This window comes from Paenibacillus sp. PAMC21692, from assembly GCF_014303795.1.
GTDB classification, from domain to species: Bacteria; Bacillota; Bacilli; order Paenibacillales; family Paenibacillaceae; genus Pristimantibacillus; species Pristimantibacillus agaridevorans.
In genome coordinates this window covers 718,898-733,453 of sequence record NZ_CP060293.1, presented here as the reverse complement: position 1 = coordinate 733,453, position 14,556 = coordinate 718,898, and the positions used below count along the sequence as shown (strand labels likewise).

Genomic DNA, 14,556 nt, shown 5'->3' with positions numbered 1-14,556 from the left:
TTAGGAGGATAGATGTTAGAAAAAAAGTCAGAAGTGAGAAGGGGAGATGTCAATGAATAAGCTAAAAGTGAAACTAACCATATTTCTAATTATTCTGCTAGGTTCAACTTCATTTCAATTTATCCAAGCAGCTCCTGCAGTTGTCGAGAAGTTTGAAGTCGTAGAGCATTGGTTTCCTGATGTGCGAAATTACCCTATCATTGTTTTAGCTGAATATAATAACGGAGTTTATGAACGAAGGCCGAACGGTGCAGGTCTTCCTGCCGGCATTTTAGCTTATTGCTTTGATAGGTCGAGAGAGTATCCACGTACGAATGATCTTCACGGTTATCGTGCCGGTGAAGAATTTTTCTCACCACTTAAAGATATTAACAACTACTCCATTAAAGGAAGGGCAATTGATGGGGATGCGATAAGAGCGATTCTGCTCAATGGTTTTCCGACGAAAAGTGTTGCAGACATACAAGCGGCCGCTGGTATTACAGGTTTGGACGAAACCATGACTCTTTGGGCTACGCAATTTGCCATTTGGCATTACACGAATGGAGCGGATTTGGATAACTGGCGCGGGCAGCATTATCCGCCAACACCAGCGGGAGAGGATTTGTTTAATTACTACATCAGTTTAGATCCGATAGGGCCAACCTATACAGAAGCGGATGTGGATGTATTTGAGCAGGAATTATCACTTGATGCAAATGATAACCTGGTTGTATCGGCATCCTATAAAGCAACGGAAAAGAACGATGATGGAACGGTCATTTTACCATCAGTCCAGCTTGATAGTGCTACGGAGGCTAGATATCCAAATGCGACCGTAGTGGAATCAACATACGACAATGCAAGTCTTGACAGTAGGACGATTACGATTACAATCGCTAAAGGCGATTATGATGATAAGGCTTTGGATGTAGATATTGGTCTCCAATTTATGATGGGGCAATCTGTCAACGATGTGTTCATCACTTCGTCAGTGGGATATGTCGATGATATTCAAGATTTAGGCGCGGTCGCAGCCACTGTATTGGATGTGCAAAGAAATGTGCTATTGAAATTTAATATTCCCGTGCCACCAACGCCAGCACCAACACCAACACCAACACCAACACCAACACCAATGCCAACACCAACACCAACACCAACACCAACGCCAACAGAAGAACCAGAACTGACAGAAGAGCCGACGCCAACGCCAACAGAAGAACCGGAACCGGCAGAAGAGCCAACACCAACGCCAACAGAAGAACCGGAACCGGCAGAAGAGCCAACGCCAACACCATTTGAACCGACAATCAAAACAGTAGAAATAAACGTCCTTCCTAAAACAGGTGAGGCAAGTAAAGTTGTATTTTATGTTGTAGGAGCGGTATTTATTGTCGTCGCTTTGTGGTTATTAAGAAGAAGAGAGCGTGGGTAGAGGTTGAATAAATGATCCGATGGGTAGCTCCGATTTAATGTATACTATTTTCACAAGGTGTACTGAGTCTTTACGAAGGAGGTTTGTCGATGCTCCATATCGTAAACGGAGATACCGTCGGCGATAAGTTAAGGGCGGGGAATATCCGCGGAGATATCCTGGTCTGGAGAGAAGTGTATCCGGTAGGTCCGGTCTTCGTTGAAATGGACGAACCCCATCAGAGGTCGCCAAGAGTGGAATATCTGGAGAGAACGTTGGGTATTTCGGCAGATGACTATGTGACCCATTATAAGTCGCAAGAACAGGTTTTGCAGAACTTCCACAAATACAACGAGATCGTATTATGGTTCGAACATGATTTGTTTGATCAGCTCATGTTAAGCTATTTGTTGCATTGGTTTTCAAAGCAGACGCTTGGGCATACAAAACTAAATTTATTGTGTATTGGCGACTATCCGGGTATTGATCTGTTTCGAGGACTGGGCCAACTTTCAGCAAAGCAGTTGGAAACATTAACTGGTACGTGGCAGAGGATCGGGCAGAAGGAACTTGAGACGGGAAGCAGGATCTGGGAGGCATACGTTTCCCCGGATGTAGAAAGGCATGTTGAAATTTTGCATGAGGATACATCGGCCCTGCCTTTCGCCCACGCGGCGCTTGAACTGCACGTATCCCGCCTGCCTTCCGTAAAGAATGGACTGGGAATCGTAGAGCAATCAACTTTGGAGTTGATCCGGCATGGGGTCAATAACTCGCGCGAGCTATTTAAAGAAATCGGGAACCGATTGAGTGGGCTGGGAATGGGTGATTTAGAATTTTGGTATCGACTGCGTTGTATGTCGGAACGGCCGCATGCACTTTTGGAGATACGGGGCCCTCATACATTTCCTGATTATCGCAAAAAAACAACCGCATCCTTTGAAAAATGCGAAGTTGCATTAACCGAGGTAGGGATGACAGTAGCCGCGGGAGTAAAGGATTGGGTAGAGATGAAGGGAATAAATGAGTGGTATGGCGGTCTACGGCTGCATGGCGATTTAACATGGCGCTGGGACTCTGAGAGAAAGCAGTTAGTTTATGTGGAATAAGGGAATAACTTGCGTTTGCAGACAGTATGGTAGTCAGAATGTAACCAACGTTATGGTCAGAGGTTTGTGACAGGCTCCCGCCATTGTAGAGGGAGACGAAATAACGCAGCCATCCGGCTGCGTTATTTCCTTTCTGTTACCTAACTTCCATCATACGAATAATAATTGTCGTTCCCTTGCCCTCTTCGCTGTGTATGTCAAGGCTTGCTCCTTTAATAAGCGAAAGCTTACGAAACGGATTCATAAAGCCGAGCCGCTCGCTTTTGCCGTGCATGAGCTCCTGCTGCTTCTCATGAGGGATACCTGCGCCGTTATCCGCAATCGTAATTTTGATTCGCTGCTGCCCGCGTTCGAATTGTTCTCGTTCGATCGCTAGCCGCAGCGTTCCGCCGGCTTTATTATTGGATATGCCGTGATGGACGGCATTTTCTACCAATGGTTGGAGCGTCATCGCCGGGATATCGATGTGAATGGTCTCGTCAATATCGTATTCGATATGCAGCCTGTCGTCGAAACGCATTTGTTCGATCGCCAAGTAGGCCTTTACAAGCTGAAGCTCCTCCCTTAAGGGGATGAGCGAACGCTGTTTCTGGAAATCCAGCTTTGCACGGAAATAGGTAGCAAGATGATCCAATGCCAATCTTGTTTTTTCCTGATCAAAGTAGCTGAGCGAAATAATCGAATTGATCGTATTATACAAAAAATGCGGCGTAATTTGCGCGTAAAAGGAGCGAAGCTCATTCTCCACCGCTTCATGGGCTGACTTTTGCATAAGGAGCAAGGACTCGATTCGCACCTCTAGTTCAGCCAAGTTTACCGGCTTTTGCAAGTAATCATTAGCCCCTAATTGAAAAGAAACAACAAAATCGGACAATTGTCCTGCTGCTGTTAACATAATGACCGGCAGCTCTACCCAATCCTGCTTTTGCCTGATCGTTTTGCAAACCTCATACCCCGTCATCTGCGGCATCATTAAATCCAATAGTAAGAGATCCACCTTTTCTTTCTCAATGATGTCCAGCGCTTCCTGCCCGCTGCCTACCGCAATTACGCTATAATCCAAAGAATGAAGCCAATTAATAAGCACCTTTAGATTGGTAAGCTCATCGTCTACGACCAGTATGGTATAAGGCTTTGAGCCCTTTACTCTTGTCTGAGGAATAGGTTGTTGCAGGTCCTGCACGTTCAACCTCGCCGTCATCGCTTGCTCATCCCGATCGGCGTCGTTATCCGAATACTCTAGCAGCTGCTCCTCGGTTGCCAGTGGAATCGTGAAGGTGAAGCATGAGCCTTGACCTAGTTCGGAGGTTACCTCAATATGCCCTCCTGCAGCCTCTACAATCTGTTTCGTAATACTTAAACCTAGACCAAGCCCTTCCGATTCGCGCAGCCTGGTGCTCTCTACTTGGTAGAAGGTTGTGAAAATATGTTCTAAATTCTCCTTCGCAATACCCAGCCCGGTATCCTGCACCGATATGTGCATGTGCTCTTCATTGACCCAAGCAGAAATCGTGATCGTTCCCTGCTTTGTAAACTTAATCGCATTATAGATCAGATTGAAAAAAATCTGCTTCAGCTTTTGCTCTTCCATATAGACCAGCGGCATATCATTCGGGATTTTATTGATGATTTGTACCTGCTGAGTGGGCTGCATGACATATGCAATCTCATCAAGCACTTCCTCGACAACGCGAATCTGGATCGGTCTGGATACAATCGATACTTCTCCTTGCTTGATTCGGGATACAAATGAAAGATCCTCAACCAAACCCGCCAATCTTCTGCCAACCGAATTTATTAAAATAACGCTTTCTTGCTGCTGCTTTTTTAATGGCCCTTCTACGCCCTCCATCAGCGATCGGGATAGATTAATAATGCCGTGGAGCGGCGTTCCAAGCTCATGCGAGGTTTTGACAAGGAATTCATCCTTCATGCGGTCGAATACGAGCAACTCGCTGGATAACTCCTCAACCCGTTTAAAAGCCTGTTGGGAACGATGGCTCATTAATAGCGCCAAGCTAATAACCATAATCAGGAATAAAAGCAGAGTAGGCGTTTCGATGTCGACCTCAAACAAGAGGACGGCTACGAGCAGACAGCCGTAGGCCGCAAAGGTAAAAACGACCGTCAGCACATAATGGGACTCATCGGTTTTTTGTTTATAGGCTTTAATCAACATGATCAGGATGTATACAAAACCAATACCCGTAGTCAACGAGACAATGAATTGGATAACCGAAAAAGGAACATATTCCAGTAGATTCGTTGCTGCAAAGAACACCGTTACGGCCAAGGCTTGAATTCCGAGCAACCAGCTTAATGCCGTCACGACTTTTTTGCTGGCAATCATATTGAAAAAATGATACACAAATTGGAGAAAAAAGAGCACGAACAGGGTAAGCGCAACAGCCTGTATGTTGATTTGGGCCAATGGACCGAGCTCGGGAAATAGTAAGTAGATCCATCGTTCATTAATTGTCGAAATATGTACAGCCTGCGCCAGACAGAACAGACTAAAAAACAGCTCATACCTGAATTTTCGTTTATGCTGCAAATACGATGTGAAATAAATAAATGCAAATAGCAAATAGCCCGCAATAAGGAAAGCTTCAATAAATTTTTCTCGGCCCTGCAACGCTAATATTTGATCGGCCAGACCGAAATCGAGCGAGCTGACGATCCCTCCAACGGCATAATCGTGATTGGCAACCTGTATAACAAGCTCCAGCTGTTTATTGCTGCTCTGCTCCAGGACGACATACTTTTTAAAGTCGAAGCGATAGTCCAAACTGCTTTTGGAAGGAACGCCCGCGGAACCAAGCTCTTCTCCGTTGATATACACCTTGTTTGCATTTCGAATCGTATTTAGCTTGACCCCGTAACGATCGTCCTCTGGAACATGTATGAGCAAACGATACGTGCCGGTACCGAAAGGCGTTGCTTTTTCTGCTATATAACCGTCCCAGGCTCCAGGCACAGAGATAGATCGATGTATGCCCTGATACGTCCCAAACACATCCTCGCCAGGCTTGGGCACGATTAACTCATTGGGATAGAAGTCCCATTCGCCGTCAAGCGGAATAATCCGTTTATCCTGAGGATTCCATTGCTGCAAAGAAAGAACGCCATTCTCTGCTTGGAATGAACCCGTGTCGAATACGTGAAGGGAACGTAATAAAAAATACGTTGTCAATAGAACGCCAGCCATAATCAAGGTAAACAACTTTCGATTAAGCAATTACCCCAATCCTCTCCGTAAAACCGCTTGACCTCCTGTTTAGTATACTTTACTAGTCTTATCGCGTTCAATATAACAAACAGTATCCCCGCTAGGAGAAAGGGCTGAATAAAGACCCAATCTATATTATATATAATATATTACATAAAATATATATTGCATCATATTTAATCTATCTGGTAGTATATAAACGAATTAATAAAAACAATGGTAAGAACAGGAGGGGTGAGTTTATATCGAGGGCGCTTATAAAAATATGACAGCGGTTTCATTTTGAATTCAAGCTGCAATAAATCCGAGAACGAGGAGATGAACGATTTGTTGAAAAAGCCGATTTCATTGATTTGCTGTTTTATTCTCGTATTATCCCTGTGTCAAAACCTTGCTTTCGCAGCCGCCTCCGGGGCTGAAAGCCCGGAAGGGTCCGAGGAGCTGCCGGATTTCCTTGTAGACGTGCCTGATAGTGATTGGGTGAAGTTCGAGGAGGATGAGTTCATTCTTTATGATCCGGCGGTAAGCGTCGATGACAGCAAGGCAACAAATCAGAAGGCCGCGCAATTAGCCGGCAATAAAATAGATTGGGCGATACAGCTGCATAGAGCGAGCCTCCCTCAAGAGGGTCAGTGGAAGATTTATGCGCATGCGCGGATTGATCGTGGATCGGCAAACGCGGGAAATGCGTTTAGCTACGGTATTTATCCGCCCTATGAGAATTCGGCGACGATGAAATTTTCATCCTACGCGGATGAGGAATATCATTATGTTGAATTCCCATGGCTATACGAATATGATTCCAATTTGGCTTATCAATATTTGTATTTTTCTACGGCCAACACTTCCATTGAAAACTTGTATGTGGATCATATCATTGCAGTCAAGTATACGCCCGACGAACAGCTTCCGGATTTTTTGACCGGCGTGCCGAAAAGCGATTGGCTAAAAATAGAGGAGGATCAATTCGCTCTGAATAACCCGGCGGAAGTTGTCGCGGATCAGGGGGCCGCAAATCAAAAGTCTGCACGGCTAGCCGGCAATGCCGAAGGGCCGGTCATACAGGTGCCGGGATTGGCGTTGCCTGCCGAGGGTCAGTGGAAAGTTTATGCCCATATACGGATTGAACGCGGAACGGCGCAAATGGGGGATCCGTTATTAAGCTACGGCATATCTTCGTCAAATCCACAGTCGGGACAAATAAGTCTTACGGGCTCTACGGACGAGGAGTATCATTACATCCAGTTCCCCTGGTTATATGAATATGATCCCAATGAGGAGTCCCAGGCGATTTGGTTTTCTACCCAGGATAGCACAATTGCCAATCTGTATGTGGACCGGATTATCGCTGTCAAATACGAGCCTGTCATGCCGGTAGAAAAACCGGATTTTCTGAGCGGCGTGCCCGAGAGTGATTGGGTAAGCATGGAGGAGGATCAATTCCAGCTCACCGCTCCGGCTGAAGTCGTCGGAGACGCGAAAGTATGGAATCAAAAAGCGGTTAAGCTGCCCGGAAATACGAGCATCCAGGCGATTCGGCTGCATGCGCAAGCAATGCCTTCCACGGGCAAATGGAAGCTGTATGCCAATGTTCGCATGGAAACGGGATTGGCATCGGGGACAAACGCATTCCAGGTCGGCATCTCCTCGTCCAAGCCAAACGAAACGCCGATCAGCCGAGCGCCCCTGGCGGACGGCGAATATCATTACGTCGAAGTGCCCTGGATTTATGAAGCCGATCCGCAAGATGAGCCTTATCTGTATATCCATACGGGGGACGCCCTCATCGAAAACTTGTACGTGGACCGGGTTATCGCCGTGAAATACGAAGAAAACGAAACGGAGCCCGTAACGATCGTGGATAGCGGCACGGCTCATGCCGTCATTGTTTATCCCGAACAAGCGGAGCAGCAAATCGTTAAGGCAGCGCATACCTTGCAGAACTATATCGAGCAATCGACAGGGGTCAAACTGCCCGTGATGTCCCGCGATTGGGCTTTGACAGACCCGAGTGGCGCCTCTCGCATCCATGTAGGATACAGCATGGAGGCCCGTCATCGGGATTTGCTTGACCCGATGAAGGATGATGGTTACATCATTGATGCGCAAGGCTCCTCCATTACGATTATCGGGCCTACGGAGTGGGGCACGGAATTCGGCGTCTATCGTTTCCTGGAACAGTTTGCAGGCGCGGTTTGGCTGCTGCCGGGTCCCGATGGCGATGATGTAGTTCGGCAAAGCACGATTGATGTGCCAGCGGGACTTATTCAAGACGAGCCTGCCGTCATCGCGCGTCATTTCTTCGGCACGGACGAATCATACGGCCTACATATTTATGCCGAATGGGCACGACGCAATGGCATGCATGACAGCTTGAGCTTTCATCATAATTTAAGCACGTTATTCGATCCTAGCGTATTCAGCGACCATCCCGAATATTATCCGGGCGGCGTACTGCCAACGCATCCGTATGAATGGCAGCCCTGCTTCAACGATGATACTGCATCGGCAGCGGTGGGCCGCATCGTACAATACTTCGAGGCTAATCCCAAAGCGATTTCCTATTCGCTCGGGACGAACGACAGCATTCATTATTGCGAGGCAAATCCGAATCACCCCAATTATCCCAATAAGACCAACTCCATGGGCCGAGTCGATATGTCCAATATTTACTACGCCTGGGTCAACAAAGTGGCGGAAGGCGTTACGGAATACGACAACGGGAAGTTTGCGGATAAATATTTCGGGCTGCTCGCCTATTTAAACGTTATTGATCCTCCGACAGGGTTTACCCTGCACGAGAATGTCGTGCCGTATATTACGGTTGATCGCATGATATGGGGAGATGATGATGCGAAAGCGGTTGATCATGCTTTAACCGAAGCCTGGACGGCAGTCGCATCCAATATCGGATTCTATGATTATATTTATGGCTCGTTATACCATGTGCCTCGTCTCTATATGCAGACAATGGCGGAAGTCTATCAATATGCGAGTGATAACAAGGTAATCGGACACGTCGGAGAATTGTTCCCCAACTTCGGGGGAGAAGGTCCGAAACCATGGGTTATGGCTAAGCTGCAGTGGGATCCCGATCAAGACGTAGACGAGTTGATGCACGAATGGTTCGTGAGAGCCGTGGGCGAGGATGCCGCTCCTTATATGGCCGACTACTACGCTATCTGGGAAAACTTCTGGACCCATCGCATTTTCGAGACGGATTGGTATTTGAACTGGGCGAATCAGGATGTCAAAACAAACTTCTTGCCGTTTCTCGACTATCGTTATCTGGAAGACGTAACGGAGGAAGAATTGGCAACCGCGCGCGCATTGATGGAACAGGCGGTCGAGAAGGCAACGGCAGGCAAGCAAAAGGTTCGGGCGGAGCTGATGATGCAGTCGTTCGAATATTATGAAGCAACAGCGCTTTCCTTTCCGAGAACTTCGGCTGAAGTACCGGCCGACGAAGATGAGGCCAGGCAGGATCTTGCGTTCATCAAGAACAGCTACGCGTATGCCCAAAAACGCGTGGACCTTCGCGAGTCTTTCAGAGGCGATCCCATCTTGGAAATGTCGGATTATCTGGACGCGGCGAAGTGGGATGGCATTCAATTCAAGATGATCGACGCTTTGCTGCGGTATGTGAAAAACAACCCCGAGGTTGCAGACGTAGCTGAAGAACTGCGTTCCTTCCTGGAACAAATCGGCCATAAGGAATACAGTGCGACGGCAGTCGAAACTTCGGCAAGCAAGCAGGATATCCTGAACTCGCTCGACTTTGCTTCCGGTCCTTGGACGGATGCCAAGCCGTTCTCCGATTTCCTGGTGATGAGCCAACGTACGCCTCCTCCGGTTGACACCCGTGCGTATTTACTGTGGGACGAGGATTACCTGTATGTCGGTTACGAGAATATCGATAGCGAAATCATGACCGATAAAGCGAAGATCAGCAATGAAATTGTCAACGGCTGGTGGAAGAGCGGGGGAGACGATTCGGTCGAAACCTTTATCGCGAAAGATAATGCAAGCTCTTATTACGGCTATATGACAAATCCGCTCGCCAAAAATTTGATCTATCACTTGGAGCCGAAATCCAGTCCAGCGTTTCAATCGGAGCTGCGAATCGAGAGCAATGCCGCCATTAATCAAAACGGCTGGAACGTGGTGCAGGCCATTCCTTTCGACATGATCGGCGTCGATCCCAATGAAACCGAAAGCCTGCTCGGTCATTTCTTCCGGAATTATCACGGTCATTCGGTGTTTATCGGTTGGGCGGGAAGTCAGCCGTGGCGCAGCGATCAGTTCCATCCGATTTACTTGCAGCCAAAAGGCTCGCCTCACGAACCCGGCTCCGGAGATCCGACAACGACAGGGCCGAGGAAACCGGAAACGTCTATCGCCAATGCAGAGATCATCATTAACGGCAAGCCGGAAAAATTGGGAACGGTAACGACCTCAAACCGGAATGGTCAGGCCGTCGTCACTATCGTTGTCGATCGGGACAAGCTGGAAAGCAACCTTGCTTTGCAAGATCAACCGGTCAAAGTGACGATTCCGGCTCAAGCCGATGCCGACGCGGTGATCGCTGTACTCAATGGTCAATCGATTAAGCATCTGGAGAACAAACAAGCGGTTATAGAAATCCAAACCGGACGTGGAACGTATACGTTGCCTGCGCAACAAATCGACATTGATGCGATAGCGGCCAAGCTAGGCAAATCGGTTTCACTAAACGACATCCGGATTCAGATCGAAATCGCTTCTTCAACAGCCGATATGATCCGACTGGTCGAAAGCGCAGCGAGCCGGGGCATGTTCGAAATCGTCGTGCCGCCGATCGATTTCACCGTCAAATATAGCTATGGGGATACGACGTATGATGTTGCGTCCTTCGAATCGTATGTGGAACGTATGATTGCCATCCCGGAACAGGTCGACCCCGACGATGTCACGACGGCCGTCGTCGTCGATTTAGACGGAGAAGCGCGTCATGTGCCGACCGCAATCGTGCGGATTGACGGCAAGTATCATGCAAAAATAAGCAGTTTGACCAACAGCACGTACGCACTAATCAAACATTCGATCAACTTCCGCGATACGCAGAGTCATTGGGCGAAAGCGGCGATTCAAGACATCGGCTCGCGCATGATTATTAACGGAGTCGGCAATCAGCTGTTCGATCCCGATCGGGCTATTACGCGCGCCGAGTTTGTCGCAATCATGGTTCGCGGTTTGGGAATCAAGCCGGGTAACGGGGCATCGACATTCTCCGACGTCAAATCGACGGATTGGTATGCAAGCGACGTTCGTGCGGCTGTCTCTTACGGCTTGATCAATGGACTCGAAGACGGAACTTTCCGGCCGAATGACAGCATCACTCGCGAACAAGCCATGACGGTCATCGCCAGAGCGATGTCGATCACCAACTTGAGGGCAAAGCTCCAGTCCGAGACTCCGGAGGAGAAGCTCAAGCCTTATCAAGATGCTGCCACCGTCGCCCAATGGGCGAGAATCAGCATCGCCGAATGTATCGAAGCAGGTATCGTATCCGGCAGAAGCAGCCACTTCCTCGGCCCTAAAGCAGCAATGACAAGGGCGGAGGTTGCCACGATCATTCAAAAGCTGCTGCAAAAATCGGAACTGATCTAAATCGGAAAATCAAATAACGAATAAGGAGTTGTTGAATATGAACCAGATAAAGAAATCAACTCTATTCCTGACGATTTTTTTGGCTGTCTCTCTATTGTGGAGTTTCGAAAAAACCACGGCATCCGGCGCGGATTTTGTAATAGAAGAGAATCAATTTACTTATTACAATGATGGTTTAACCGTGACGGACACAACCGCGCGAAATGGTTTTGCGGGTAAAATGATAAACACAAGCAATAATTGGAATATCTCGCATAATCGCATGGATTTTAGTGAATTGGAGCCCGGGAAATCCTACGATGTCTTTTTTCGGGTCAAAGTGAATCATGTGCCGGCAAATCCCGCAGGGGATGCATTTTCGTTCGGAGTCTGGGATAACACTTACGGCAATTTTATCATTCCGCAAAAGTCCGTGCCTTTAAGCCAAACGCAAGACATGGTATGGAAAGAATATCGTGCGGGGACATTCGTGCCGAATTTAAGCGTAAATCAACTTGTTTTTTTTGTGGCAGGAACCAATAACGCGAGCCAGGCCTCGGAAATCTACGTTGACGAAATCATCCTGAGACCGCACGATTCCATTGTAATTCAGGACAGCAGCTTTATTCTCCATAACACATCAGTGTTGACTTCAAGCGCGCTGGCTTCCGATAATAGCGCGGCTATTCTATACAATGGAGCCGGGGGCAACTGGAATATTCAAGCGCCGATTGACGGCTCTAAGCTTCGGAATGATGAAACCTATGATATTACTGCAATTGTACAGATCGATCGAACGGACTGGCATTCTTCGACAGGCGATATTTTTGGCGTTGTTTTGTATGACTCGACGACTGCTACCTATATTGTGCCACCAAAGGTGTACAGTACGGCTAGCTTGGAGACGCAAGATAAGTTTAAATTTTATTACGGAATCAAAATTAACGCCGCGCCATTATCTCTTGATCCAACCCATATTTACCATGTCAGCTTCTATCAAGTAAACAACGCTTCCCAGTTTCCTTCCATTAAGGTAGATCTGATTTCGATAAACGAATCGCAAATCAATGATAATCCAGACCAGCTCATAAAAGCGAAGCCGTATAAGATCTCCCCGGGAAACCAGGACGATCTTAACGATTCCGCGGGAATAACGTATACGCTTTCTGCACCTCAAAACATAAGCGCAAAGATCGTCGATAGCAGCGGCAGTCTGGTTAAAACATTGGTCAGCGGCGCTAACCAGAGCGGTACGGTAAAACTTTCGTGGAACGGCAGAAATAACGCAAATGCAATCGTGCCCAATGGGATGTATACAGTCGTTGTCAGCAATGCCAGCGGGGATTTGTATAAAAAAAATATTCAGGTCATTACCGGATTATCCTTAAATGCTCCTAATGCGCCAGAGCCTTTTGTAGCTCGGGGAACATGGTTCGAGGGAGGAGAAATTCCGTATCAATCTTCCGCCAGAATCTCCTATTTAAACAACAGCTTTCAGGATCTGAAGGATGCCAATATGAATGTTGTCAGTATCGCCAACTGGAATGGACCCGCCGCGCTTTATACAGATACTTTAGATAGGGCAGCCGCTTATGATATTAAGGTGATGGCCTTTCCGATGGCATACAGCACGTTATACAATCCGACGCTGGCGAATGATGAAGTCGCTTTGTATAACGAGATAAACAATCGAATTTCTCCCATTAAAAATCACTCTGCATTATACGCGTACGTACTGAAAGACGAGCCGATGGACCTGGATATGGATCATGCGAATTTATTGAAAAACGCCAAAAGAATAACGGAATCGATTGACCCCAACCATCAAGCCTTAATAGACTATGTGGCTCCGGAGTATACGGAATTCCACTACGGAGTCCAACAAACGCAGACGTTATTAACCGATCCATACGGGGCGGCTTTGGGGTATCCGGTCGGGGATTTCACCCATTACATGAACCACCCCTATTATTCGAACATTGATTATAAACCCTATCTGGACTTTCTTCACATGCTGACCAAAAAAGATATTCAAAACCGTGCTCCATGGTGGACGGTCATACAGAATTTCGGGCATGAGCCGACGGGGTTGCGAGACCCCATTGCGGCCGAAACAAGGGCAATGACCTATCTCAACATTGGACACGGATCCAAGGGATTTCTTTACTTTATTTATCAAACGGAAAGCTTGTGGGAAGGGATGGTCGACGAGCATTATAACAGGGGGCCGAAGTTCACTACCGTTCAAACTTTATTTGATGAAATAAAAACGCTGGAGCCTACTATCTTATCCATGACCAAAATTGCGAATGTCGCCACAACGATCGGAGGCGGCAATACCACCAGTTCGGCACATCCCCATGCAGATGTAACCACTCACGAAAATCTTGCTACGGGAGATAAGTACTTGGTCGTTGTCAATCATGATTGTTTAAACATTGCTAATGTCACGATCAAAATCGATCGGGCAAAGCTTGGCATGAATATTACTGAAATAAGAGATTCGCTCACCAACGCCGTCATCCCGTTTACGACTTATCCGGACCGTTATGAAATAAGCAGCCTGCCTTTTGCGGCCGGGGACGGAAAGATACTCAAATTGAAGAAAGATACAACCCAAACGGTTTACGTTGGGCAAGACATCGATTTGAGCATGTTCGGAGGGGCTACTAAAAATAATGTTGACGTATCGGCATCGGATGGAAAAACAGCCGTTAAGGTAGTCGGAGCTGCAAACGGATGGGATATGCAATGGTTTTGGAATAAAAACCAGCTTGTTCCGGGTGCAACATACGATCTCTATGCGGTAGTTAAGATCAAATATGCCGACGACTTGAACTACGACGCAAACGGAAAACCCCAATTTGTAACTCCGTCAGGAAACGCGTTCTCCTACGGAGTATATGATGCAACTACAACGTCGTATCCATTCGGAACACAGACAATGCCGGCTGCCGCAATGGAAAATATGTTATGGCATACGATCAAGATCGGATCGTTTGTTCCTTCTCAAACCAACAATCAATACGCTTATATCTGGCCGGCGGATAATTCCTCAAACGTGTACGCGGTATATGTAGATAAACTCTATTTTGTGAAACAGTAGGCGAGCATTGGTTGCGGCGTCAGTCGAAATTGCGATATTTGATTGAGGCGGCCGGGCGATTCGAATATGATGAAAGGAGAATGTTTTA

At 47.2% G+C, this 14,556-nt stretch carries 5 protein-coding genes; 4 read left to right on the top strand and 1 reads right to left on the bottom strand.

All coding sequences use genetic code 11. From position 1 onward, the window contains the following. Nucleotides 1–52 precede the first annotated feature (52 nt). Nucleotides 53–1,417 (top strand): Cys-Gln thioester bond-forming surface protein, encoded by a 1,365-nt coding sequence (locus tag H7F31_RS02910; RefSeq protein WP_187102975.1) that lies wholly within the window; start codon nucleotides 53–55, stop codon nucleotides 1,415–1,417. 89 nt (nucleotides 1,418–1,506) lie between these two features. After that, nucleotides 1,507–2,505 (top strand): DUF1835 domain-containing protein, encoded by a 999-nt coding sequence (locus tag H7F31_RS02905; protein ID WP_187102974.1) that lies wholly within the window; start codon nucleotides 1,507–1,509, stop codon nucleotides 2,503–2,505. 136 nt (nucleotides 2,506–2,641) lie between these two features. Here H7F31_RS02905 and H7F31_RS02900 read toward each other — a convergent pair whose 3' ends face one another. Further along, nucleotides 2,642–5,743, bottom strand: coding sequence for an ATP-binding protein (locus H7F31_RS02900; protein ID WP_187102973.1), 3,102 nt, complete (start codon nucleotides 5,741–5,743; stop codon nucleotides 2,642–2,644). A gap of 318 nt (nucleotides 5,744–6,061) precedes the next feature. Between H7F31_RS02900 and H7F31_RS02895 the strand changes: the two genes are divergently transcribed. Then, complete coding sequence (locus tag H7F31_RS02895) at nucleotides 6,062–11,383, top strand: DUF4838 domain-containing protein (RefSeq protein ID WP_187102972.1); 5,322 nt, start codon at nucleotides 6,062–6,064, stop codon at nucleotides 11,381–11,383. Nucleotides 11,384–11,420: 37 nt separating this feature from the next. Continuing rightward, nucleotides 11,421–14,468 (top strand): FlgD immunoglobulin-like domain containing protein, encoded by a 3,048-nt coding sequence (locus H7F31_RS02890; protein WP_187102971.1) that lies wholly within the window; start codon nucleotides 11,421–11,423, stop codon nucleotides 14,466–14,468. Nucleotides 14,469–14,556: the final 88 nt, after the last annotated feature.